The following is a 23,177-nucleotide window of genomic DNA, read 5'->3' as shown; positions in this document are numbered from 1 at the left end:
GGGAAAAGACTAATAAGGAACCTGCAATGTCATCCATGCAACCAGACGCCATTATTCGCATTAAAAACCTGCGCCTGCGGACTTTTATTGGTATCAAAGAAGAAGAGATCGCCAACCGGCAGGATGTCGTGATTAACGTCGCTCTCCACTACCCAGCGGGCAAAGCCAGGGAGAGTGAAGACATCAACGACGCGCTGAACTACCGCACCGTGACCAAAGACATCATCCAGCTGGTTGAGAATAACCGCTTCTCCCTGCTGGAAAAATTAACTCAGGATGTGCTGAACATCGCATGCGCCCACCCGTGGGTGACATATGCTGAAGTAGAGATCGATAAACTTCACGCGCTCCGCTATGCCGACTCGGTATCCATGACCCTGAGCTGGCGGCGATAAGCGCGTCCAGGTGGGAGGAAAGTATGGAGATCCTGATTACCGGCGGCAGCGGGCTGATTGGCCGCCACCTGACAGCTCGCCTGCTCGAGCTGGGCCATACTGTTTCGGTCGTCACACGTGAGCCGGAAAAGGCCCGCAAGCGGCTGAATAATCGCGTCGTACTGCTCAAAGGACTCGACGGCTTACAGAATCTCGACGCCTTTGACGCGGTCATCAACCTGGCCGGGGAGCCGATCGCCGATAAGCGCTGGAGCGAGGAGCAAAAGCAGCGCCTGTGCCAGAGCCGCTGGCAAATCACCGAGCGGCTGGTCGAGCTGTTTAAAGCCAGCCAGCAGCCGCCCAAAGTCTTCATTTCCGGGTCAGCCACCGGCTATTACGGCGACCTTGGCGAAGTGGTCGTTACCGAAGACGAACCTCCCCACAACGAATTTACCCACAAACTTTGCGCCCGCTGGGAGCAAATCGCCTGTGGTGCGCAAAGTGAAAAGACGCGAGTTTGCCTGTTACGTACCGGCGTTGTTTTAGCCCCCAAAGGCGGAATTCTGGCCAAAATGCTGCCGCTGTTCCGGCTGGGGCTCGGCGGCCCCATCGGCAATGGCAGGCAGTATCTGGCGTGGATCCACATCGACGATATGGTAAACGGCATTCTCTGGCTGCTGGATAACGACCTGCGCGGGCCGTTTAATCTGGTTTCCCCTTACCCGGTTCGTAACGAACAGTTTTCCCATGCTCTCGGCCATGCCCTCAAGCGCCCGGCGATACTTCGCGCCCCGGCCACGGCCATTCGTCTTCTGATGGGGGAATCTTCGGTGTTAGTGCTCGGCGGGCAGCGGGCGCTGCCTAAACGCCTTGAGGAATCCGGCTTTGGCTTCCGCTGGTTTGATTTAGATGAAGCTCTGGCGGATGTGATACAAAAATAGTACCCACGGGAAAATAATAGATACAACTTCCCTCGCACCTGAATGTGGACTTTTGTTATTTCATCTACTCCATCCAACATACTCGTATCAGAATTAACATCAGTGCATTGGTATATTGTAACTAAAGATTCTTTTAATATTATTTTTAAACTGTTGACGAGTATGCTGTTTGACTTTCTTTCTGGAAAGCAAACACTTATCTGCAGCATAATAATGATCCACAGCGACTCTCAGTTTTTTAATAGTCAGGGCCCAATTTTTCAGAGTTTCATATGTTGGTGAGCCCGTTGTGGTATCTTTAAAATTAAAATTTTCAATGTATTCACTAGAACTAACAAAACGATCACCAGTAAATTTCCTTGCGAGGCGCTCATTATTATTTTCGATGGCCTTGACACCCATTTTCATCCTATACTCATTATTTTCAAACCAATCACCAAGTGACTCATAAAAAAAATAACCATTAGCCCACCCCTTTATAGCATCAACACAGTCATCGTGTCTTTTCTTGTTATTTTCAAAGCACGAGTAAACCTTACTTTCAAATGAAAGAAATGAGTTATAAAATGCTTTTTTCACATACTTCTGAAAGGGATTCTTATAGATTGTTATACATATAATAGCGGGGCTAATAAAATTAACATCACAATTTTCAAAATCCATATTTTCCGCCAAAGAAAACATCATGTTAGAGTACTCCTCAACCGATACATTCAGCTTATTTGATAGTAGATTGACTGGATTGGCATCATAGGAAAACACATTAGGTTCTAAAGGATCATAGAAAACTGCGTGTTCAAAAAAGTCAAACTTGTGCAGCAGTTGCTGATACTTAGGATATCCAGATTTTTGCATTGATTCTGACTTCACGTTTAAAGCATTAACGGCAATTAAATAGAGAATATCGTTACGGATCACTGATCTCAATGGCGATGAATAGACCTTTTTCGCTTCAACAGCTCCTTGAGGATCGAAAAATTCCTCATCTATAAATTTTAACAAGTGGTAAAGTGTTCTCATATAGGGGCTTAATACCTTATGCCCCGTTAGATACTTCAACGAAGAATCCAAACTTCCGTTAGTAAATCTATCATTAAAAATGAGAAACTCTTTGCTCCTCTGTTTACCAATATTCGTATCAATAAGGTCACAAACTTTATTATGATAGAAGTTATGCTGTTCCAGGAGTAGGCTAAAACGCTGCTCAAATATATTCCGACGGTTAGTCGCTTGGGACTCTTTTAGCGTTTCTTCCGCTAAGGCTATATTTTCACGTGCAATACGTTCTGTTACTTCAAGCGATCGATTAGATGACCTTGCGCTCTGACTCGCTGCGATCGCGGCCCAACCAGTGCCTACTGCACTGACAACAGAAATACAGGCAATAGCGAATTCTTTCCATTCAGTTTTCCAGACGGCCCAAAGGAAAATAAAAAAATCAAAGATGATAATAACTAAGGCAACGCTGAATGTTTTCCGACTTTGCTTTATCAGCTCGCACATCTTCCGTAACGCCATTTCTATCTTATCCTGTAAACCAGAGCAAAATGCAATTCGCAATAGACACCCATATTCTATTGAAAGAAAAAGATATTGATATAGTTCAGTTCAAAAATATCCCCCTAAGAAAAATTTAACTTAGGGGGAGAGAGTAAATGAAAAAAGAAAGAGATTACTTCAACGAACCAGAAAGGAACTGCTGCAGTCGAGCGCTCTTAGGGCTGCCAAACAGCTCGGCTGGCGGGCCTTCTTCTTCAATGCGGCCCTGATGCAGGAAGATGACGTGGCTGGAAACATGCCGGGCAAAGTCCATCTCGTGGGTGACCACCACCATGGTTTTCCCCTCCTCCGCCAGCTTCTGCATAATGCGCAGGACTTCGCCCACCAGCTCCGGGTCAAGCGCCGAAGTAGGCTCGTCAAACAGTAGCACTTCCGGCTCCATCGCCAGCGCACGGGCAATGGAAACGCGCTGCTGCTGGCCACCGGACAGATGCACCGGGTATTTAACGTACTGACGCTCGTCGATGCCGACTTTGGCCAGGTACTTAATCGCCCGTTCTTTTGATTCCTGCTTGCTCAGTCCAAGCACCTGAATAGGCGCTTCCATCACGTTTTCCAGCACCGTCATGTGGCTCCACAGGTTGAAGTGCTGGAACACCATCGTCAGGCGAGTGCGCAGCAGGCGCAGCTGGTTTTTGTCGGCGACTTTGAGCTGGCCGTCTTTGTCCCGCACCAGATTGATGTTCTGGTTGCTGACCACAATCGTGCCTTCACTTGGTTTTTCAAGGAAGTTAATGCAGCGCAAAAAGGTACTTTTGCCCGAGCCAGACGAACCGATGATGCTGATCACGTCCCCGGCGTTAGCCTTCAGAGACACCCCTTTGAGCACTTCATGTTCGCCGTAGCGTTTGTGCAGATCCGTTACGTTTAATTTAATTTCAGCCATCAGAAGTCACTCAGTGCGAAACGGGTTTAACGTGCTGCAGCCAGCGTTTTTCCGCTTTGCGGAACAGGCTTATCAGCACATAAGAGATAATCAAATACAGCACGGCCGCGATGCCAAACGCGGTAAACGGCTGGTAGGTTGCGGAGTTGATATCACGGGCAATCTTGAGCAGATCCGGCACCGTGGCGGTAAACGCCAGCGCCGTAGAGTGCAGCATCAGGATCACTTCGTTGCTGTAGGCCGGCAGCGCAATACGCAGCGCGGAAGGCAGAATAATACAGCGGTACATTTTCACTTTTGAGAAGCCGTAAGCGCGCGCCGCTTCAATATCACCGTGCGGAACCGAGCGAATAGCACCGGCGAAAATCTCCGTGGTGTAGGCGCAGGTGTTGAGCGTCAGCGCCAGTACGGTACAGTTCAGGCCGCTGCGGAAGAACGCGTTCAGCAGCTCCGTCCCTTTGACTATCTCCAGCGTGTACATCCCGGAATAGAAAACCAGCAACTGCACGTAGAGCGGCGTACCGCGGAATACGTAGGTAAAGAGCCAGATGGGGAACGAAATAAATTTGTTGCTGGACACTCGCCCAATGGCGAGGAACAGCGCCAGAATTCCGCCCATCACCACGGACGTAATCAATAGCCACAGCGTAATGGCGACGCCCGTAAAGCGGTAACCGTCCGTCCACAGCAGCGACTGCCAGTAATCGTGAATAATATCGATCATAGCTCGGCCCTCTTCACGCCAACGGAATAGCGGCGTTCAAGCCAGAGCAGCACTCCGTTTGAAACCGTGGTAAAGACCAGGTAGATAATCCCGGCGACAATCGCGAAGTAGAACGGCTGCCAGGTGCTTTTCCCGGCGAGCTGCGTGGCTTTCACCACGTCTTCCAGGCCAAGCAGAGAAACCAGCGCGGTGGCTTTGAGGATCACCTGCCAGTTGTTACCTATGCCCGGCAGCGCGTAACGCATCATGGCCGGGAACAGAATACGGCGGAAAGTTTGTGACCCGGTAAAGCCAAAGGCGGTGGCCGCCTCAATATGGCCCTTCGGCACGGCAAGATAGGCCCCACGGAAGGTTTCGGTGAAATAAGCCCCGTAGATAAAACCGAGCGTGATGATCCCGGCGATCATTGGGTCGATATCAAACTGCGCCATTCCCAGCGCATCTGTAATGCTGTTGAGCAGCATCTGCAGCCCGTAGAAAATTAACAGCATCAGCACCAGATCAGGCACACCGCGAATCAGCGTGGTGTAGCCTTCAAACAGCAAAGCGAGTGGGCGATTTTTGGACAGTTTTGCACCAGCACCGGCAAGCCCAATCAGCACGGAAAGGACAACCGAGGCGAGCGCCAGCTCAAGCGTAACCAGAGCCCCTTTGAAAATTACTTCGGAAAAGCCATACAACATGGTGCGTATCCTGTCGTCAGTGTTTGCTGCTTATTGGGCCCCGTCTGACGCGGGGCCTTTGTCACCGGTAAGGCTTATTCACCATACACATTAAAATCAAAGTACGGCTTCGCTAACTTGTCGTAAGTGCCGTCTTTACGCATCTCCGCGAACGCCTTGTTCAGCGCCTCACGCAGTTCGTTATCTTCTTTACGCAGGCCCATGCCGGTGCCTACGCCAAACAGCTTGTCGTCTTTGATGGACGGGCCACCGAACTGATAGTTTTTGCCCACCGGCTGCTTCAGGAAGCCTTCGCTGGCGGCGACTTCATCCTGGAAGGCGGCGTCAATACGTCCGGCAGCCAGGTCGGCGTAAATGGAATCCTGTCCCTGATAGGAGACAATTTCGATGCCTTTCGGCGCCCAGTGTTCATTGCCGTAGGTTTCCTGCGTGGTGCCCTGCAGCACGCCGACGCGCTTGCCTTTCAGCGACTCAAGGGTCGGCTGAATCGGGGAACCCTTGGCCACCACCAGACGAGAATCTGCCGCGTACAGCTTGTCGGTAAACGCAATTTCCTGCTGGCGTTTCTCGGTGATGGACAACGAAGACATGATGGCGTCGATCTTCTTCGCTTTCAGCGACGGGATCAGCGCATCCAATGGGTTTTCAACGAAGGTACATTGGGTGTTAATGCGCTTGCAGAGTTCTTTCGCCAAATCGATATCAAAGCCGATCAGCTGGCCCTGAGCATTTTTGGATTCAAATGGCGCATAGGTTGGGTCCGTGCCAATCCGCAGGGTTTTCGGAATGGCAGCGAATGCTGTGGTCACGCTGGAAAACGCCAGCACCAGAGAAAGAGACAAAACCAGCTTTTTCATAATTATCCTCAATAGACTGTCCGTTACTTAAGGCTCACACCCACTACAAACAGGGAAAACTTACGCAACACGTTGCGAACAAACCGTTTTCGCACCATAACGGTGCAGCCGGAACGGGGCTGCACCACTGCATAGTTATCCTGCCCGGTTAAGAATATATTCAAAACCGGGCTACAGACTAAGGGATAAACTTATTCGCCGTAAACATTAAAGTCGAAGTACTTTTTCGCCAGTTTGTCGTAAGTCCCGTCTTTACGCATTTCAGCCAGCACTTTGTCAAACGCGGCCTTCAGCTCAACGTCATCTTTACGCAGGCCGATCCCGGTCCCATCGCCGAAGTATTTTTTGTCCTTCACGGACGGACCGGCAAAGGCATAGTCTTTCCCGGCAGGCTGTTTCAGGAAGCCTTCGCTCCCGGCAACTTCGTCCTGGAATGCCGCATCCAGGCGCCCTGCAGCGAGGTCAGAGTAAATCAAATCCTGGTTGGCGTAGGCCACCACATCAACGCCTTTCGGGCGCCATTCAGCGTTGCCGTAGGTCTCCTGAATGGAGCCCTGCAGCACCCCAACGTGCTTGCCTTTCAGCGATTCGAGCGTCGGCTGAATCGGGGAACCTTTGGCCGCGATCAGGCGGGAATCCGCCGCGTACAGCTTGTTGGAGAAAAGGATCTCCTGCTGGCGTTTTTCAGTGATCGACAGAGACGAGATAATGGCGTCAATTTTCTTCGCTTTCAGCGACGGGATCAGGGAATCAAAGTCGCTGCCAACCCAGGTACATTTGGTCTGAATGCGCTTGCAAAGTTCGTTACCCAGATCGATATCAAACCCAACAAAATCGCCTTTCGCGTCTTTCGAAGAGAATGGCGCGTAGGTCGCGTCGGTACCAATGCGGACGTTTTGCGGAATCGCTGCAAACACGCTGGCTGCGCTGGACAGGCCGAGCAGTAAAGACAGTGCAAGAACCGACTTCTTCATACGATACCCTCAAGTTTGGCTTTCTTATTTGTGATGTCTTGTTGTGTGGTAATGCCTTTGCATACGGAGAGTTGCAGTTCTCATGCCACTTTTCCCTGCGTGGAAAAAAGCCGCTGATTTATGTTAATAAAACGTTGCAACTTCGCGCTAGTTTGAAAGATAGCAGGTCTGGGAAGCGGGACTAGAGGGGAAGGCGGTTTTCGAGGATTAAATCTTCTAAAAGCGATCGGCGTTGCAGAATTGCCCCATAATGAGGCAATCATTTTGTGATGCACCGCAGCAGTGCATTACTTGTGTTCACCCCAGCGAACGAACAGGTCTTCGGGCAGCTCAAGGTCAAACTGATCCAGCACCCGGTTGACCGTCTGGTCGACAATATCCTGCAGCGTTTGCGGGCGATGATAAAAAGCCGGCACTGGCGGCATGATCACCGCGCCCAGCTCGGACGCCTGGGTCATCAGGCGCAGGTGCCCGAGGTGCAACGGCGTTTCGCGAATGCAAAGCACCAGCGGGCGACGCTCTTTCAGCACTACGTCCGCCGCACGGGTCAGCAGCCCGTCCGTATAGCTGTGCACGATGCCGGACAGCGTTTTAATCGAGCACGGCAGCACCGCCATCCCCATGGTCTTAAACGAACCAGAGGAGATGCTGGAGGCGATATCCCGTGAGTCGTGCACAACATCCGCCAGGGCCTGCACATCACGCAGCGAGTAATCGGTTTCCAGCGCCAGCGTCTGGCGCGCCGCATTGCTCATCACCAGGTGGCTTTCCACCTCCGGCAGCTGCTGGAGGATCTGCAGTAAACGCACCCCGTAAATGGCGCCGCTTGCGCCGGAAATACCGACAATCAGTCGTTTCATTCATCACCTTTTCTCACCCTTTCAGGATGACCATTTCGACTCAACTCGCAACCCGGCCGCCTGCCAGCCAGGAAAACCATCATCCACGCGCTGCACCATAAAGTCTTTCTGGCGCAGAAACGCCACTGCCTGTCTGGAAAGTACGCAGAAACGCCCGCCGCAGTAGGCCAGAATATCCCTGTCGCGAGGTAAATCAGACAGGTGCTGCTCCAGCTTCTCCAGCGGAATATTCAGCGCACCGGGAATATGGCCGGCGGAATAATCTTCCGCGGAGCGAACATCCAGCAACAACGCGCCCTGCTCCAGCCTGGCCAGCAGCGCTTCAATGGAAACCCCCTCCAGCCGCTGCGGGTTGTAGAGACTCTCCGTCGCAACGCGCTGCATTTCGCTGTGCTGCCAGGTATTAAAATTGTGCAGAGCAGAAAGCACGTTTGCCACCGGCCCTTCGCCTTCGCGGTAAAAAACCTGCTTCCCGACGCGCCGCGACTGTACGAACCCGGCCCGCCTGAGCTGCTGTAAATGCTGGGAGGTATTGGTCACGGAAAGGCCGGTTGTCTCTGCCAGTTGCTCAACTGAACTTTCGTGCTGAAAAACGGCCTCCAGCAAGGCAAGACGATGGGGATGCGCCATCGCGCGAGCAAGACCTGCCAGTATTTCTAGTTGGCCCTGCGGGCTCCCCATCACTTTTTTCATCCACGCTGCCCGTTATCCGCCAAACGCCGCCGATGTTAGCATTGCCGCCCCTAAAGTGACAGATATCACCTGGCCTGCCGACTCAGGCGTATTGCTAAAAGCGTCGCACCGGCCGGCGCCAAAGCGAAGACCCCAAACAACGCCATACTGGCCGCGCTGGCCCCTTCAACCCCTCCGGGTGAAGTGATGCCGGCCCCGTTAGTAATAACCCCGGCCAGGGCGGCGGCGAGCGCCGTCGCGTAAAGCTGCACGGTAGTAATGGAGGCGGACGCCAGCGTTTCTTCCCCGGGCGGTGCCGCCTGAAATACCTTCGTTAAAAGATGAGGCCAGGCAAGACCAATCCCGAACCCAACGCCCGCCAGCGCCGTACCGCAGGCAACCACGCCCGCCGGGCCGTTAAAAGGTGTCGGCATAATAATGGACAGCGTGACCAACGACACAAGCACCACCAGCGGCCCGACGCAGATTATCCGCTGCGACATTTTTGAACTGACTGAAGCGCTAAAAAGCGCCGCCAGCGTCCAGCCCCCGGCCATCATTGCCGTCAAATAACCGGCAGACAACGGGCTGAATAGATGGATGAGCTGCAGAAAGTATGGCACGTAAATTTCCGTCGTCAGGCCAATGACCAGCAGCGCCATCATCGCATAAAGCAGGCCAATACCGCGCGTCGGGGAATAAGCGCCGCGAGGCAGCAATTTTGCCGCGTCCGGCCTGCTGTCCAGGCGAGCGATGAGCCACCCTAGCCCCAGACCAACGGCTATTCCGGAGATATTCAGGGCCAAAGAGCCGCCCAGCCCGGCGAGGGAAATGGCTAGCACAGACAGGACCAACAGCGAGATGGTGAGTACGGGCAATCGTGCCTCACCGGCTTCAGGCTTCGACATGCTTCTAAATTGCACCATCACAATCAGGGCAAGCACGGCGGCTATCGGCAGCAACGCCCAAAACGCAAGGCGCCATTCGCCGATCTCCGCGAAAACACCGCCGATCGCCGGGCCACAAAGGGTTGCGATACCCCACATGCCGGAAACCAGCGCCATAGCCCGGGACCAAAGCGGAGCCTCAAAGGCGACGCGGATCAGCGCGTAGCTCAGCGCAAACAGCACACCACCTCCGAGTCCCTGCACCACTCTCCCCAGGAGCATGACCGGCATGGAGGGTGCCAGCGCGCAGATTACCGCCCCGCAGGAAAACAGCAGCAGGGCCGACAGGTAGGCCATCGCCGCGCCCTGCCGCGCAATCAGCTTCGCAGAGACGGCGGAGCCTACAATCGACGCGGCGACAAAGAGCGTGGTGTTCCACGCATACCAGGCCAGGCCGCCAATCTCCTGAATGACGGTCGGCAAAATCGTGGTGACGATATAGATATTAATGGCATGCAGCGCCACGCCGCCGGCAAGGGCCAGGGATCGCAGCCCGTTATGGCCGCTAAGCAGCGTGGCCCAGGAGGCATTTTGACTCGTAATGTCTGACATTCACTCTTCCATCTATCATTCCATAAAGTAATGGAATGATAGAATGAAAAACCAACCACAATTTGTCTCTCTGTGCATCGGGCATAAAAAAGCCCACGGGGTAAACCGTGGGCCTGTAAACGAGGGCGGCTTAGCTTAGCCTTCGTTGTGCATCTCTAAGTTTTCCACTTCGTTCTGACGCGCCAGTGCTTTGGAGTCGTCGTTACGCAAGGATTCGAGATACTGCAGGTATTTGTGGTCAACGTCTTTCGTCACGTAGATGCCGTTAAAGACGGAGCATTCGAACTGGGTGATGTCCGGGTTTTCCACGCGTACGGCTTCGATCAGATCGTCCAGATCCTGGAAAATCAGGCCGTCGGCGCCGATGATCTGGCGAATTTCATCCACTTCGCGGCCGTGAGCAATCAGCTCGTTGGCGCTCGGCATATCAATGCCGTACACGTTAGGGAAGCGAATTTCCGGTGCAGCGGATGCCAGGTAAACCTTTTTGGCACCGGCTTCACGCGCCATCTCGATAATCTGCTCAGAGGTGGTGCCACGCACGATGGAGTCATCCACCAGCAGCACGTTCTTGTCGCGGAATTCAGCGCGGTTGGCATTCAGCTTGCGGCGCACGGATTTACGGCGCAGCTGCTGGCCCGGCATAATAAACGTACGGCCTACGTAGCGGTTTTTCACAAACCCCTGGCGGTACGGCTTCTCAAGAATGCGGGCGATTTCCAGCGCGATGTCGCAGGAGGTTTCTGGAATCGGAATGACCACGTCGATATCCAGGTCTTCCCATTCACGGGCAATTTTTTCGCCAAGCTTTTTCCCCATCTCAACGCGCGCACTGTAGACGGAGATCTTGTCGATGAAGGAGTCCGGGCGAGCAAAGTACACGTACTCGAACAGGCAAGGATTGCTGACCGGGTTGTCGGCGCACTGCCGGGTGAACAGCTGGCCTTTCTCGGTAATGTAAACTGCTTCGCCCGGCGCGATATCACGCAGGAATTCAAAGCCCAGAGTGTCCAGCGCCACGCTCTCGGAGGCCACCATGTATTCGGTGCGGCCATCGCCCAGATCGCGTTTGCCGATCACCAGCGGGCGGATGCCGTTCGGGTCGCGGAAGGCAACCATGCCGTGGCCGATAATCATCGCCACGCAGGCGTAAGCGCCGCGAATCTGGCGGTTAGTGGCGGCGATAGCAGCAAAAATGTTGTCTGCTTCCAGCGGATAATGACGGAAGTTATCCAGCTCGCTGGCAAAGATATTGAGCAGGATTTCAGAATCAGAAGTGGTGTTAATGTGGCGGCGCTTTTCTTCGAACAGCTTTTTGCGCAGCTCGTGGGCATTGGTCAGATTACCGTTATGCGCCAGCGTAATCCCGTAAGGCGAGTTGACGTAGAAAGGCTGAGCTTCAGAAGCGCTGGAACTGCCGGCTGTGGGGTAACGCACGTGGCCAATACCCATATTCCCCTGCAGACGCTGCATGTGACGGGCTTCAAACACATCGCTCACCAGGCCATTCGCTTTACGCAGACGGAAGCAATTTAACGCGTCGATGGTGACGATGCCTGCGGCATCCTGGCCACGGTGCTGAAGCACCGTTAACGCATCATAAATCGACTGGTTTACCGGCATGAAACCGGCGATACCGACAATACCGCACATGTTGTCTTTTCCTCATTAAGCCACATCCCCACTACGATTAGCGGGGCAAGAAACTTGACGAGCTTTGCAGATAGTCAAAGAACCATCTGATGATGAAACTGAATTGCGGGATAAGCTGCGACTTTTGCCAGTCATCGCTTTTCGAAAAACCGGTAAAGGTATCCAGGAAGAACAGAATGGCGGAGACGATCAGTACGCCACGCAAGGCGCCAAAGCAGATCCCCAACACCCTGTCTGTACCCGACAGGCCGGTTTTTTGCACCAGCGCGCTAATCACATAATTGACTATCGCACCAACAATCAGCGTCGCGATAAACAGCACCGCGATAGCTATCCCATTACGTACCAGTTCGTCTTCAAAGCCAGTGAACCAGACTGACAGATAAGTGTAGTAATGACTGGCGACAAAGAAAGCACATCCCCAGGTCACAAGCGATAACGCTTCCTTCACAAACCCACGTATTACGCTTACCAGACAAGAAAAACCGATAACCGCAATGATGGCGTAATCTATCCAGATCATGAAAAAATCTCGTGATAAATTGCCCTGACGTCCAGTTCGGGGCGAATTCTAACAGAAAAAGAAAACGTTTGCGTAGGGATTTCCTTCCCCCGCGTAAATAAATAATGGCGTTGAAAAAAGCATCAACGCCATTAAAAAAGTGCCTGTTTTGCCTTCACTCCGTCGGGGGGAAGCGAGGCTATGCCGTCGTTTTTCCCCTCACCCTAACCCTCTCCCCAAAGGGGCGAGGGAACAGTATGGTGCGATATTTTTCCCCCTCTCCCTTCCAGGGAGAGGGCCGGGGTGAGGCTCACTGGCGACTACCTTGGCGAGTAATTCATCACCACGCCGTTCAGACCAGAAAGGGAATTCAGTTCGCCCAACGAAGACTTCAACTTATCCTTCGAGGCATCCGGCCCGACCAGAATACGGGTAATTTTCCCCTGCACAGGCGTGGTCGGCGAGGTGTAAACCTTGAACCCGGCCCCGCGCAGTTTACCAACAATTTCATTCACTTTGTCCGCATTTTTCAATGCGCCAAGCTGCACCACATAGGCTTGCCCGGTCGGGGCTTTGTCGGCAGTTTTTTCCGCCTTCGACGCCTGTTCGGAGGCCATCGCAAGCTGCTGACCAGTGTTATCATCAGCGGCAGGTTTAGGCTGCGGTTTTTCCACCGGCTTAGGCTTTGGTTTTTCCTGCACAGGCTGCGGCTTAGGCTGTTCGCGCGCGACAGGCACTTCGTCAACGCCCGCTGAGCCTTCATTCGGGATAGCCCCACTGTTCAACCCCGGCGGTACGGAAGCGCCCGCCCTTACCTCTTCCGCCGCGCCTTCCGGCGGCTGCGCTGGCAAAGCCTGAGTAGCCGCAGGCAGCATATCGGGCTCGTCGCTGTCTCCAGGTTTTGGCACCAAAGGAATGGCCGCGAACTCATCCTGATAATGTTTTTTCTGCCCGTCCAGCAGACCCGGCAGCACAATCACGCCCAGTGCGACCAGAATAATGGTTCCGACTAATCGGTTTTGAAACTTACTCGCCACCTGCTCTCCCCGCGTCCAGTACTTCCATTACATGGGCCACCGTGTGGAACGAACCACACACCAGCACGGTATCTTCGGCCGTTGCTTCCGCCATGGCGGCATGCCATGCGTCCGCCACGGTTGCAAATGCTTTGCCGTGACCAAGATGGGCCATAAGCTGCTCTGCGCTTGCGCCTCGTGGCCCTTCCAGCGGAGCACAATACCAGCTATCGACCTGAGGCGACAAACAGGCAAGCGTTCCGGCTATGTCTTTATCGTGTAGCATGCCAATCACCGCCAGCACACGACCCTGTTTTGGTAGCGCCGCCAGGCGACCCGCAAGATAAGCCGCCGCGTGAGGGTTATGGGCAACATCAAGAATCACGCGCGGTGCCTGAGACACAATCTGGAAACGCCCCGGCAGCGTGGCATGTTCGATGCCATAGCGTATCGCGTTTTCACTCACGTTCAGTTTGCTGGCACGTAAAGCGGCCAGCGCCGTGGCGGCATTGGGCTGTGGAACCAGCGGCAGCGGCAGATCTTTAAGCTCGCCGTTAGCGTCCCGGAACGTCCAGCCTGTGCCGTTAACTTCATATTCCCAGTCAACGCCGCGGCGCAGTAATTGCGCGCCCTTCTCCTGCGCCACATCGGCAATCGTCTGCGGCATATCTGGCTCGCCCACAACCGCAGGGTTATCTCTGCGGAAGACGCCGGCTTTTTCACGGCCAATGCTCTCACGGTCCGGGCCAAGCCAGTCGGTGTGATCGAGCGCAATGCTGGTGACCACAGCCACATCGGAATCCACAATATTGGTGGCATCCAGACGCCCGCCAAGGCCAACCTCAAGAATCACCACGTCTACCGCCTGCTGCTTAAACAATAGCAAGGCCGAGAGCGTTCCGTATTCAAAATAGGTTAAGGAAATATCTCCGCGAGCGGCCTCAATTTCGGCAAACGAGGCGGTATGCAGGGCTTCAGGCAACTCTTCACCCTGAATACGCACGCGCTCGGTGTAACGCACCAGATGCGGAGAGCTATAAACCCCTACTCGATAGCCGTCGGCCATCAGCGCGGTTTCAAGCGTACGGCAGGTGGTGCCTTTCCCGTTCGTGCCGGCCACGGTAAAAACCGTTGGCGCAGGTTTCAGCACATCGAGCTTGCGCGCAACGTTGCTGATGCGCTCAAGGCCCATATCGATAGTGGTGGAATGAAGGTTTTCAAGATAGCAAAGCCACGTGGCCAGGGGCGACGTGGCTTGAGGAATAAGGTCTTTGTCCATGATGCCCACTTAACATGCACATAAAGAAAAGGGCAGAACCTGCTGGCCTGCCCTTAGTTGCGAATCAGGCCTCTTGACCCTGTTCCGGTGCTGGCGGAACCACGATGGGCTCACGCGGGGCTTCCGGGTTTGGCGCTGGCAGATTCATGAACTTCGCCAGGATGCTCGCCAGTTTCAGGCGCATTTCCGGACGACGAACGATCATGTCGATAGCGCCTTTTTCGATCAGGAACTCACTGCGCTGGAAGCCCGGCGGCAGTTTTTCACGAACGGTCTGCTCGATAACGCGTGGACCGGCAAAGCCAATCAGCGCTTTCGGCTCGGCAATGTTCAGGTCACCCAGCATCGCGAAGCTTGCGGAAACGCCGCCCATGGTTGGGTCAGTCAGCACGGAGATGTACGGCAGACCGCGTTCCTGCATTTTTGCCAGCGCAGCGCTGGTTTTCGCCATCTGCATCAGCGACATCAGCGCTTCCTGCATACGCGCCCCGCCGGAAGCGGAGAAGCACACCATCGGGCAGTTGTCTTCCAGCGCCTGCTCAACGGCACGAACAAAACGCGCGCCAACTACGGAGCCCATTGAGCCGCCCATAAAGGCGAACTCGAAGGCCGCAGCCACAACAGGCATACCGTGCAGGGTGCCTTTCATGACAACCAGCGCGTCTTTCTCGCCGGTCTCTTTCTGCGCGCTAACCAGACGATCTTTGTACTTCTTGGAGTCACGGAACTTCAGCAAATCTTTTGGCTCAAGCTCGCTCCCCAATTCCACCATTGTGCCTTCATCTAACAGGCTATGCAGGCGATCGCGGGCCGACATACGCATGTGGTGATCGCACTTAGGGCAGACACCAAGATTGCGTTCCAGCTCGGCGCGGTACAGGACCTGGCCGCAGCTGTCGCACTTGGTCCACACCCCTTCAGGGATGCTCGCCTTGCGGGTGGGAGTAATATTGCTCTTATTGAGAATTCGTTCAATCCAGCTCATTGATGACCTTTCTGCTTGAACCTGGTCGATACCAGCTTTTCTGCGGCAGTTTTCCCTGCCCCAGACCATAAATGGTGCTCATTAAAACACAACGGCCCGCTACTTTGGATAAAAAAGTGGTCGAACCGCTGCCACGTATTATTTTGACTGCCGCGACGCCGCGCGTTTGTGGCGGATAACTTCCACCACGCCAGGCAAAATCGACACCACGATAATTGCCACAATCAGCAGCTTCAGGTTTTCCTGTACCACCGGCAGGTTACCGAACAGGTAGCCCGCGTAGGTGAACAGCAAGACCCACAGCAGTGCGCCGACGACGTTATAGAACGCAAAATGGCGATAGGACATGTGCCCCATCCCGGCGACAAACGGTGCGAAGGTTCGCACAATCGGCACGAAGCGCGCGAGGATAATCGTTTTTCCGCCGTGACGCTCGTAAAAAGCGTGAGTTTTATCGAGATAACTGCGGCGGAAGATTTTTGAATTCGGATTACTGAACAACTTCTCACCAAACAGCCGCCCGATAGTGTAGTTCACCGCATCGCCGATGATGGCGGCAATCACCATCAAAATGACCATGTAATGCACGTTCAGGTCGTTGGTTTCCAGCGACGCCAGCGCGCCCGCCACAAACAGCAGTGAATCACCCGGTAAAAACGGCGTAACTACCAGCCCGGTTTCGCAGAACAAAATCAGGAACAGAATAGCGTAAACCCAGACACCGTATTGTGCCACTAGCTCGGCCAGATGCACGTCGATATGCAAAATGAAGTCGATGATAAAACGGATGAAATCCATCAAAGTATCCTTTCTTAAGCAGCAATCAATCGGCTAAAAAAAGCGGCCCCATCGGCAGACGCGGCAGCGCAAAGTGGTCGGGGTAATCCACCGACACCAGGTACAGCCCTTCCGCCTTCGCGGTGGCAGCGGCCTTAGTGCGGTCCTTCATTGCCAGCAGATCGGCCATCCAGGTTTCAGCCTGGTTACCGCAGCCGACTTCCATCAGGCTACCGACGATGTTGCGCACCATGTGGTGCACAAAAGCGTTGGCCTTAATGTCCACCACGATGTAAGCGCCGTAGCGGTTTACCGTGATGTGCATCATATTGCGCCACGGGGTGCGGGACTGGCACTGCACCGCACGGAACGAGGTAAAGTCATTTTCCCCCAGCAGGCTCTGCGCGGCGCGGTGCATTTTATCCGCATCCAGAGGCAGATGAAAATGGGTTACGCCCTGCTGCAGAATGGCCGGACGCAGGCGGTGATTATAAATCACGTAGCGATAGCGGCGAGCCGTGGCGCTAAAGCGGGCGTGGAACTCAGACGGCACATCTTTTACCCAGCGCACGGCGATGTCACCAGGCAAATTCGTATTGACGCCCATCGTCCAGGCCGCATCTTTGCGCACCGCGCTGGTTTCAAAATGCACCACCTGGCCCGTGGCGTGAACGCCCGCATCGGTACGCCCTGCGCAAAACACGTTAATCGGCTCATTGGCCACCTGAGACAGCGCTTTTTCCAGCTTTTCCTGCACGCTGCGCACTTCGTTTTGGCGCTGCCAGCCGTAATATTTACTGCCGTCGTACTCAATGCCGAGCGCGATTTTATGAAGCGGAATTTCGCTTAGCACTTCGGACATCAGTACATATACTCCTGCACCAGTTTCTCAGCGGTTTTTATCGCCATCAGCGCGCCTCCAAAGCGAACGTTATCGGCGACTGACCAGAACTGGATTTGCTCCGGCATACCGTAATCGTTGTGTACGCAGCCAATAGAAAGATGGCCGCTACCGGACGCATCCGCCACCTGAGTCGGGAATTCTCCCTCTTCAGACAGCTCAATATCTTCTGCCTGAGCAAACGCATCGCGGGCTTCTTCTGCCGCCAGCGGGCGCAGCGCTTCAAAGTTGACGATTTGGGCATGGCCATAGAACACCGGCGACTGCACAAGGCTGGCGGAGATCATTAAGCCATCGTCCTGCAGCACTTTACGCACTTCATTCACCAGGCGACGCTCTTCCCGCACGCTGCCTTCGGCGTCCGGCACCAGCGGCAGCATGTTGAACGCCAGCTGGCGGCCAAACAGGTCTTCTTCATCAATAGGAATGCCGTTCAGCAGACGGGCGCTTTGCCCGGCCAGCGCGTCTACGGCCACTTTGCCGTGCGCAGAAGCAGACAGCAGGCTGGTCACCTGAATGCGTGACAGGCCACCCTGCTCAATCAACGGTTTCAAAGCGCTCAGCAGTTGGCTGGTCAGGCTGTCCGCCACTGCCACCAGATTACGGTTACGGTAATCGCTCAGCACGAACGGGTTCACATCCGGCACAACCAGCGGCACGTCCGGCTCCAGCGAGAAAAGACCGCTTGAGTCAATCACCAGACAGCCCGCGTTGGTCGCTTCTTCCACATAGCGAGCGGAGGCTTCAACGCCCGCCACGAAGAACGCCAGCTGAGCCTGCGTCCAGTCAAACTCTGCCGCGTCCTGCACCAGGATAGTTTTGCCTTCATAACGCAGATTTTCACCGGCGCTCTCGCCGCGCGCCAGGGCGTACAATTCACCAACCGGGAACTGACGTTCAGCAAGCAGTTCAAGCAAAGCTGAGCCTACGGCACCGGTGGCGCCTAAAATGGCAATATTCCAGCCTTCGGACATGTTGGTTTACTCCAGAAAATAGAACAGATGCTCCCCAGGACGTCGCCCCAGGGAGCCAGAAGATATTGCTCAGCGAAGCGGGTGATGTGCCGCGCTAAAGCCAAGTTTTTGCAGCATGTCTGCCGCGTCGACATCGTCACACTGCACATACAGCGATGACCACTCGCGGCGCTCCAGATAGTTCTTACGCAGCTTGTCGAATTCACCAGGCTGACCGGCTACCTTCCGCAGCGGCGCGTCGTCGCGGCGCACATCATACACCAGATGCACCAGTCTTTTGAGCGTGGGCTGATCGAGCGGGCCTGCCAGCGTGATGCGGCCAAACTCCGGCGCAGGCAGAAGTGAATCCAGCGCCACTGTCTGAGACTGGCCGATAAAATCGCTAAAGGCTTCAAAGACCTGAGTAGTACCGCGAGCCTTACCTTCAAGCGTATAGCCCGCAATGTGCGCCGTGCCAATATCGACCTTGTCGAGCAACTCGACGTTGAGATCCGGCTCCGGCTCCCAGACGTCCAGCACAACGCTGAGATTCTGCCCTGCTTTTAAGCATTTCAGCAATGCGTTGTTGTCCACTACCGGGCCACGACAGGCATTAATCAGAATAGCGCCAGGCTTCAGGCGGCTAATCAGCGCCTCGTCCGCCAGATGCAGCGTTTTATACTCGCCGGATTTAAACAGTGGCGTATGGAAGGTGATGACGTCGGCTTCCTGCACCAGCGTTTCCAGCGAAACGAAATCGCCTTCATCACCGCGATCGGCTCGCGGCGGGTCGCACAGTAAGGTGCGCACGCCCCAGGCTTCCAGGCGCGCCTGAAGACGGGAACCAACGTTACCCACGCCGACGATGCCGACTGTCCGGTTTTTCAGCTCAAAACCATCACGTTCGGCCAGCATCAATAAGGAGGAGAACACATACTCAACCACGGCAATCGCGTTGCATCCAGGAGCGGCAGAGAAAGCCACCCCGGCACTTTGCAAATACGCTTCATCAACGTGATCGGTTCCGGCCGTGGCCGTCCCGACAAATTTGATCCCTTTACCGTCCAGCAGTTCGGCATTCACTTTGGTGACCGAACGAACCATTAACGCGTCAGCATCCGTTAACGCATCCACCGGAATCGGACGTCCCGGCACGGCAGTCACCTCGCCCAGGCGGCTGAAAAGTTCGCGGGCATAGGGCATATTTTCATCAACGAGGATTTTCACCTGAGTACCTGTCTGTTAATCGTCGAGATAAGGCCGGATAGTGTGCCATAATCTGACGTCCGGGCATAACGAACTACTTGCGAATGTTTTGTCGCACTTAAGGATCATTTAATAATGCAACCCATTCAGGGCGCCACGCCGCGTCCTCCGGGGGAACCTCCCTCCGCACCGTCTGCCGCCGGCGAACAGCCGCTTTCCACCCAGCAACGTACCGTGCTGGAGCGCCTGATCACCCGGATCATTGCGCTTAGCCAACAGCAGAGCGCTGAAGTGTGGGCGGGCCTTAAGCACGATCTGGGACTCAAAAGCGAGACGCCGCTGCTGTCTCGGCATTTCCCCGCCGCTGAGCAAAACCTGAATCAGCGCCTGACCAGTGCGCAAACCACGCTGGCAACGCGTCAGATCATTCAGCAACTGAGCGATTTGCTGCCCCAGGGCAATAACCGCCAGGCGGTGAGCGACTTTATCCGCCAGCAGTTTGGCCAGACGGCGCTGAGCCAGCTCACGCCGGACCAGCTCAAAACCGTGCTGACGCTGCTGCAAAACAACCAGCTCGCCATCCCTCAGCCGCAGCAGCGCCCGGCCACCGACCGCCCGCTGCTCCCCGCCGAGCACAACAGCCTGAACCAGCTTGTCACCAAACTCGCCGCGGCAACGGGCGAGTCCGGCAAACAAATCTGGCAGTCAATGCTGGAGCTGTCCGGCGTGAAAACCGGTGAACTCATTCCGGCTAAGCACTTTGCTTTGTTGACAACCTGGCTCCAGGCAAGGCAAACGCTGAGCCAGCAGTCTGCGCCTACTTTGCACAGCGTGCAGGCGGCCCTAAAGCAGCCGCTTGAGCCGCAGGAGTGGAAAGAGATGGTGGATTACAGCCAGCAGCGCTTCCAGGCCACGCCGCAAACGATACTGACGACCGCGCAGGTACAGGACATTCTCAATCAGGTGTTTTTAAAACGCGCCGAGCGACAGCCAACTACGATTGAAGTGCGTGATATTCAGCCGATCTACAACCCGATGTTTAGCGCAATTATCGAGCCGATAAAGGCGCTGAGCGCGAGGCCTGGTCTGGCGTTGATCGCGCTGGTCGTGGTGGTGATTTTGCTCTGGCTGGTGATCTAGTTCCTCACCCCAACCCTCTCCCAAAAGGAGAGGGAAAAAACGGGCAACAAGCAAACCTACTTCCTGAACGCCACCAGCGTCACGGCAATCCCCAGCACCGCAGAAACGGCCCCGGCCATAAACACCGACGAATAGCCCATAGACGTTGCCAGAATTCCGGTCAGCGGCCCGGTGACACCGTATGAAATATCCTGGAATGCAGCATAGCCGCCCAGCGCCGTGCCGCGCACCTGAGGCGGAACACGCTTAACCACTTCAACGCCAAGCGCGGGGAATATAAGCGAACAACCGCAGCCGGTCAGCGCCGCACCCAGCAGCGCGGTCCAGGCTCCTGGTGCGTGCCAGAGCAGCAGCAAGCCCACGGTTTCAACCGCAAGGGAAAACAGCGCCACGCGCACGCCGCCGTAGCGATCGGGCATCCAGCCAAACAGCACGCGCACCAGTACAAAAGCGCCGCCAAAAGCCGTCAACGTGAAGCCTGCATGGGCCCAGCCGTTTGCGGCAAAATAGAGCGAAACAAAGGTGCCGATAACCGCAAAGCCGACGCCCTGCAGCGCGAGACCCAGCCCCGGCTGCCAGATAAGTCCGATCACGGTCAATAACGAAGGCCGCTCGCCTTTATGGGCCGGAACAGGTTTCACGGTGCCGTTAAACAGCAGCCCAATCAGCGGCAAAGCAATGGTTGTCACGCCCAGCGCCACAAAACCCCACTGGCTGTTAAGCATCAGCCCCAGCGGTGCACCGGCAGCCAGCGCGCCATAAATCGCCATCCCATTCCAGGACATCACCTTACCCGAACGCCCCGGGCCAACCAGCCCCAACCCCCAGGTCAGGTTGCCGGTCAGCAGCTGGCTTTCGCCAAAACCAAGAATCAGCCGCCCAACGATCAGCAAGGCAAACTTCACCGCTGGCTCTACCGGCAATAGCGCAGCGAGCAGGTAGGCAGCGCCCGCCAGTCCGCAGGCAAACATCCCTTGCAGGACGGAGCGTTTAGCGCCCATCTGGTCGGCGAGTCGCCCCGCGTAACCCCGGGTCAATACGGTGGCGAGAAACTGAATGCCCACCGCCACGCCAACCATCATGTTGCCGTAGCCCAACTGCTGGTGAACAAAAAGCGGGATAACGGGCAGCGGCAGGCCCACCGTCATATAGGTAAGAAAGACCGCAAAGGTAATTCTGAAAAGCGATGTATTTGCCGATTTCGACGTTTTAAGAGTGGAATCAGGTACTGCAGACATACTGCTTACTCCATAAATTCAGAGCAAGGCGCAAGTTACCCCGCGCCCTTTCCTCTGAGTGTTCAGATGGCAGGGTGCGTTGGTTAACGTTAAACGCTTACGCATTATCAATAATGATAATGGAGGGGAATGCATAGTGCCTTTCGGTTAACCGACTGTCAATGCTGAACAATGGGCAAAAAAATGGGGCCCCCGCAGGTGCCCCATTCCGAATGATTATGGCGATTAAGCGTTCAGCTTACGCATCACCAGCGTGGCGTTAGTGCCGCCGAAGCCGAAGCTGTTGGACATCACGGTGGTCAGCGCTGCATCCGTCGCTTTAGTGACGATGTTCAGGCCAGCAGCCTGTTCGTCCAGCTCTTCCACGTTAATGCTTGGCGCGATGAAGCCGTGTTCAAGCATCAGCAGAGAATAGATGGCTTCCTGTACGCCCGCGGCGCCCAGAGAGTGGCCGGTCATGGCTTTAGTCGCAGAGATCGCCGGGCTGCGATCGGCGAACACTTCACGAATCGCACCCAGCTCTTTCACGTCGCCTACCGGAGTAGAAGTACCGTGGGAGTTCAGGTAGTCGATTGGGGTATCAACGCCGTGCATCGCCATCTTCATGCAGCGCACCGCGCCTTCACCGGACGGGGCAACCATGTCCGCGCCGTCAGACGTTGCGCCGTAGCCAACGATTTCAGCATAAATGTGTGCGCCACGAGCCAGAGCGTGCTCCAGTTCTTCAACCACAACCATACCGCCGCCGCCTGCAATGACGAAGCCGTCGCGGTGCGCGTCATAGGTACGGGAAGCTTTTTCTGGCGTTTCGTTGTACTTGGTGGACAGCGCGCCCATCGCATCAAACTCACACGCCATTTCCCAGCCCAGTTCTTCGCCGCCGCCGGCAAAGACGATGTCTTGTTTACCGAGCTGAATCTGCTCTACCGCGTTACCGATACAGTGGGCGGAAGTTGCACAGGCGGAGCTGATGGAGTAGTTCACCCCATGAATTTTGAACGGCGTTGCCAGGCAAGCGGAAACCGCAGAGCCCATGGCTTTAGTCACCACGTAAGGACCCACGGCTTTCAGGCCGCGCGGGCTACGCATGGCGTCAGCACCAAAGACCTGCGCTTTAGAAGAGCCGCCGGAACCGGCAATCAGACCAACGCGTGGGTTGTTCTGGTAAACCTCTTCGCTCAGGCCCGCATCGGCAATCGCTTCACGCATGGAGAGATAGGCATAGATAGAGGCATCGTTCATGAAACGAACCACTTTACGGTCAATCAAACCAGTGGTATCCAGCTTGACGTTACCCCAGATGTGGCTACGCATTCCCGCGTCTTTAAACTCTTCCGAGAAAGTGATCCCTGAGCGTCCTTCTCGCAGAGATGCCAGGACTTCCTGCTGGTTATTACCAATGCTGGAAACAATGCCCAGGCCAGTAATCACTGCACGTTTCATTCAAATACCTCGTTCACTGCACTATGTAGGATTTCGTGTCGCACAATAGCGTAC

Annotated in this window: 23 protein-coding genes; 3 read left to right on the top strand and 20 right to left on the bottom strand. The window is 55.0% G+C overall.

Going from position 1 to position 23,177, the window contains the following annotated elements; all coding sequences use genetic code 11:
• Positions 1 to 35: 35 nt before the first annotated feature.
• Together folX and ACREYP_RS06660 are read left to right on the top strand one after the other, a co-directional pair.
• Positions 36 to 395 carry a dihydroneopterin triphosphate 2'-epimerase gene (gene folX, locus ACREYP_RS06665; protein WP_192810979.1) on the top strand — a complete coding sequence of 120 codons (360 nt, stop codon included), beginning with the start codon at positions 36 to 38 and terminating at the stop codon, positions 393 to 395.
• Between the two features lie 23 nt (positions 396 to 418).
• The gene (locus tag ACREYP_RS06660; protein ID WP_336819258.1) at positions 419 to 1,315 is read left to right on the top strand and encodes a TIGR01777 family oxidoreductase; all 897 of its coding nucleotides are present in this window, start codon (positions 419 to 421) and stop codon (positions 1,313 to 1,315) included.
• Between the two features lie 99 nt (positions 1,316 to 1,414).
• Here the strand turns inward: ACREYP_RS06660 and ACREYP_RS06655 are convergent, their stop codons facing one another.
• The 18 genes from ACREYP_RS06655 to pdxB all read right to left on the bottom strand — a co-directional run bounded on the left by ACREYP_RS06655 (position 1,415) and on the right by pdxB (position 19,323).
• Complete coding sequence (locus tag ACREYP_RS06655; RefSeq protein WP_336819259.1) at positions 1,415 to 2,833, bottom strand: putative phage abortive infection protein; 1,419 nt, start codon at positions 2,831 to 2,833, stop codon at positions 1,415 to 1,417.
• A 154-nt stretch (positions 2,834 to 2,987) separates the two neighbouring features.
• A complete protein-coding gene (hisP, locus tag ACREYP_RS06650) occupies positions 2,988 to 3,761 on the bottom strand; it encodes a histidine ABC transporter ATP-binding protein HisP (protein WP_008459737.1) in 774 nt (257 codons plus the stop codon).
• A 10-nt stretch (positions 3,762 to 3,771) separates the two neighbouring features.
• Positions 3,772 to 4,485: an ABC transporter permease gene (locus tag ACREYP_RS06645; protein WP_008459736.1), complete on the bottom strand. Its 714-nt coding sequence runs from the start codon at positions 4,483 to 4,485 to the stop codon at positions 3,772 to 3,774.
• Complete coding sequence (locus ACREYP_RS06640; protein ID WP_008459735.1) at positions 4,482 to 5,168, bottom strand: histidine ABC transporter permease HisQ; 687 nt, start codon at positions 5,166 to 5,168, stop codon at positions 4,482 to 4,484. The genes ACREYP_RS06645 and ACREYP_RS06640 overlap by 4 nt, the downstream gene beginning before the upstream one ends.
• Before the next feature lie 74 nt (positions 5,169 to 5,242).
• Positions 5,243 to 6,025: a histidine ABC transporter substrate-binding protein HisJ gene (hisJ, locus tag ACREYP_RS06635; protein WP_008459733.1), complete on the bottom strand. Its 783-nt coding sequence runs from the start codon at positions 6,023 to 6,025 to the stop codon at positions 5,243 to 5,245.
• A 191-nt stretch (positions 6,026 to 6,216) separates the two neighbouring features.
• A complete protein-coding gene (gene argT / locus ACREYP_RS06630; RefSeq protein ID WP_498881203.1) occupies positions 6,217 to 6,999 on the bottom strand; it encodes an ABC transporter substrate-binding protein in 783 nt (260 codons plus the stop codon).
• Between the two features lie 287 nt (positions 7,000 to 7,286).
• Positions 7,287 to 7,859 (bottom strand): UbiX family flavin prenyltransferase, encoded by a 573-nt coding sequence (locus ACREYP_RS06625; protein WP_008459730.1) that lies wholly within the window; start codon positions 7,857 to 7,859, stop codon positions 7,287 to 7,289.
• A gap of 21 nt (positions 7,860 to 7,880) precedes the next feature.
• Positions 7,881 to 8,552 (bottom strand): ArsR/SmtB family transcription factor, encoded by a 672-nt coding sequence (locus ACREYP_RS06620; protein WP_166862568.1) that lies wholly within the window; start codon positions 8,550 to 8,552, stop codon positions 7,881 to 7,883.
• Positions 8,553 to 8,617: 65 nt separating this feature from the next.
• Positions 8,618 to 10,030, bottom strand: coding sequence for an MFS transporter (locus ACREYP_RS06615; RefSeq protein ID WP_336819260.1), 1,413 nt, complete (start codon positions 10,028 to 10,030; stop codon positions 8,618 to 8,620).
• A gap of 135 nt (positions 10,031 to 10,165) precedes the next feature.
• On the bottom strand, positions 10,166 to 11,683 hold the full coding sequence (purF, locus tag ACREYP_RS06610) for an amidophosphoribosyltransferase (RefSeq protein ID WP_008459723.1): 1,518 nt from the start codon (positions 11,681 to 11,683) through the stop codon (positions 10,166 to 10,168).
• A 37-nt stretch (positions 11,684 to 11,720) separates the two neighbouring features.
• On the bottom strand, positions 11,721 to 12,206 hold the full coding sequence (gene cvpA, locus ACREYP_RS06605; RefSeq protein ID WP_008459721.1) for a colicin V production protein: 486 nt from the start codon (positions 12,204 to 12,206) through the stop codon (positions 11,721 to 11,723).
• Between the two features lie 299 nt (positions 12,207 to 12,505).
• Positions 12,506 to 13,222 (bottom strand): cell division protein DedD, encoded by a 717-nt coding sequence (dedD, locus tag ACREYP_RS06600; RefSeq protein ID WP_336819261.1) that lies wholly within the window; start codon positions 13,220 to 13,222, stop codon positions 12,506 to 12,508.
• On the bottom strand, positions 13,212 to 14,480 hold the full coding sequence (gene folC, locus ACREYP_RS06595) for a bifunctional tetrahydrofolate synthase/dihydrofolate synthase (RefSeq protein ID WP_336819262.1): 1,269 nt from the start codon (positions 14,478 to 14,480) through the stop codon (positions 13,212 to 13,214). The genes dedD and folC overlap by 11 nt, the downstream gene beginning before the upstream one ends.
• A gap of 64 nt (positions 14,481 to 14,544) precedes the next feature.
• Positions 14,545 to 15,465: an acetyl-CoA carboxylase, carboxyltransferase subunit beta gene (accD, locus tag ACREYP_RS06590; protein ID WP_008459714.1), complete on the bottom strand. Its 921-nt coding sequence runs from the start codon at positions 15,463 to 15,465 to the stop codon at positions 14,545 to 14,547.
• Between the two features lie 138 nt (positions 15,466 to 15,603).
• Entirely contained in the window at positions 15,604 to 16,263 is a 660-nt protein-coding gene (locus ACREYP_RS06585) for a DedA family protein (protein ID WP_008459711.1), read from the bottom strand.
• A 25-nt stretch (positions 16,264 to 16,288) separates the two neighbouring features.
• Positions 16,289 to 17,104, bottom strand: coding sequence for a tRNA pseudouridine(38-40) synthase TruA (gene truA / locus ACREYP_RS06580; RefSeq protein ID WP_008459710.1), 816 nt, complete (start codon positions 17,102 to 17,104; stop codon positions 16,289 to 16,291).
• On the bottom strand, positions 17,104 to 18,117 hold the full coding sequence (locus tag ACREYP_RS06575) for an aspartate-semialdehyde dehydrogenase (protein ID WP_336819263.1): 1,014 nt from the start codon (positions 18,115 to 18,117) through the stop codon (positions 17,104 to 17,106). The genes truA and ACREYP_RS06575 overlap by 1 nt, the downstream gene beginning before the upstream one ends.
• A 69-nt stretch (positions 18,118 to 18,186) precedes the next feature.
• Positions 18,187 to 19,323, bottom strand: coding sequence for a 4-phosphoerythronate dehydrogenase PdxB (gene pdxB / locus ACREYP_RS06570; protein WP_336819264.1), 1,137 nt, complete (start codon positions 19,321 to 19,323; stop codon positions 18,187 to 18,189).
• A 114-nt stretch (positions 19,324 to 19,437) separates the two neighbouring features.
• Between pdxB and flk the strand changes: the two genes are divergently transcribed.
• The gene (flk, locus tag ACREYP_RS06565) at positions 19,438 to 20,442 is read left to right on the top strand and encodes a flagella biosynthesis regulator Flk (protein WP_336819265.1); all 1,005 of its coding nucleotides are present in this window, start codon (positions 19,438 to 19,440) and stop codon (positions 20,440 to 20,442) included.
• Positions 20,443 to 20,498: 56 nt separating this feature from the next.
• On the opposite strand, the gene ACREYP_RS06560 is transcribed toward flk, so the two are convergent.
• Positions 20,499 to 21,680 (bottom strand): MFS transporter, encoded by a 1,182-nt coding sequence (locus ACREYP_RS06560; protein ID WP_008459697.1) that lies wholly within the window; start codon positions 21,678 to 21,680, stop codon positions 20,499 to 20,501.
• Between the two features lie 225 nt (positions 21,681 to 21,905).
• On the bottom strand, positions 21,906 to 23,123 hold the full coding sequence (fabB, locus tag ACREYP_RS06555; protein ID WP_008459695.1) for a beta-ketoacyl-ACP synthase I: 1,218 nt from the start codon (positions 23,121 to 23,123) through the stop codon (positions 21,906 to 21,908).
• Positions 23,124 to 23,177: the final 54 nt, after the last annotated feature.

This window comes from Enterobacter sp. TMH.L2, assembly GCF_050847315.1.
Taxonomy (GTDB): domain Bacteria; phylum Pseudomonadota; class Gammaproteobacteria; order Enterobacterales; family Enterobacteriaceae; genus Cedecea.
The sequence above is the reverse complement of the archived record's forward strand: the minus strand, read 5'-3'. Positions and strand labels throughout refer to the sequence as shown.

Coding starts and splice junctions, on each gene's coding strand:
- ACREYP_RS06645 (WP_008459736.1), bottom strand. CDS start 4,485: ATGATCGATATTATTCACGATTACTGGCAGTCGCTGCTGTGGACGGAC.
- ACREYP_RS06615 (WP_336819260.1), bottom strand. CDS start 10,030: ATGTCAGACATTACGAGTCAAAATGCCTCCTGGGCCACGCTGCTTAGC.
- ACREYP_RS06620 (WP_166862568.1), bottom strand. CDS start 8,552: ATGAAAAAAGTGATGGGGAGCCCGCAGGGCCAACTAGAAATACTGGCA.
- ACREYP_RS06575 (WP_336819263.1), bottom strand. CDS start 18,117: ATGTCCGAAGGCTGGAATATTGCCATTTTAGGCGCCACCGGTGCCGTA.
- folC (WP_336819262.1), bottom strand. CDS start 14,480: ATGGACAAAGACCTTATTCCTCAAGCCACGTCGCCCCTGGCCACGTGG.
- fabB (WP_008459695.1), bottom strand. CDS start 23,123: ATGAAACGTGCAGTGATTACTGGCCTGGGCATTGTTTCCAGCATTGGT.
- folX (WP_192810979.1), top strand. CDS start 36: ATGCAACCAGACGCCATTATTCGCATTAAAAACCTGCGCCTGCGGACT.
- purF (WP_008459723.1), bottom strand. CDS start 11,683: ATGTGCGGTATTGTCGGTATCGCCGGTTTCATGCCGGTAAACCAGTCG.
- ACREYP_RS06560 (WP_008459697.1), bottom strand. CDS start 21,680: ATGTCTGCAGTACCTGATTCCACTCTTAAAACGTCGAAATCGGCAAAT.
- hisJ (WP_008459733.1), bottom strand. CDS start 6,025: ATGAAAAAGCTGGTTTTGTCTCTTTCTCTGGTGCTGGCGTTTTCCAGC.
- cvpA (WP_008459721.1), bottom strand. CDS start 12,206: ATGATCTGGATAGATTACGCCATCATTGCGGTTATCGGTTTTTCTTGT.
- ACREYP_RS06660 (WP_336819258.1), top strand. CDS start 419: ATGGAGATCCTGATTACCGGCGGCAGCGGGCTGATTGGCCGCCACCTG.
- ACREYP_RS06640 (WP_008459735.1), bottom strand. CDS start 5,168: ATGTTGTATGGCTTTTCCGAAGTAATTTTCAAAGGGGCTCTGGTTACG.
- accD (WP_008459714.1), bottom strand. CDS start 15,465: ATGAGCTGGATTGAACGAATTCTCAATAAGAGCAATATTACTCCCACC.
- hisP (WP_008459737.1), bottom strand. CDS start 3,761: ATGGCTGAAATTAAATTAAACGTAACGGATCTGCACAAACGCTACGGC.
- ACREYP_RS06585 (WP_008459711.1), bottom strand. CDS start 16,263: ATGGATTTCATCCGTTTTATCATCGACTTCATTTTGCATATCGACGTG.
- truA (WP_008459710.1), bottom strand. CDS start 17,104: ATGTCCGAAGTGCTAAGCGAAATTCCGCTTCATAAAATCGCGCTCGGC.
- argT (WP_498881203.1), bottom strand. CDS start 6,999: ATGAAGAAGTCGGTTCTTGCACTGTCTTTACTGCTCGGCCTGTCCAGC.
- flk (WP_336819265.1), top strand. CDS start 19,438: ATGCAACCCATTCAGGGCGCCACGCCGCGTCCTCCGGGGGAACCTCCC.
- ACREYP_RS06655 (WP_336819259.1), bottom strand. CDS start 2,833: ATGGCGTTACGGAAGATGTGCGAGCTGATAAAGCAAAGTCGGAAAACA.
- ACREYP_RS06625 (WP_008459730.1), bottom strand. CDS start 7,859: ATGAAACGACTGATTGTCGGTATTTCCGGCGCAAGCGGCGCCATTTAC.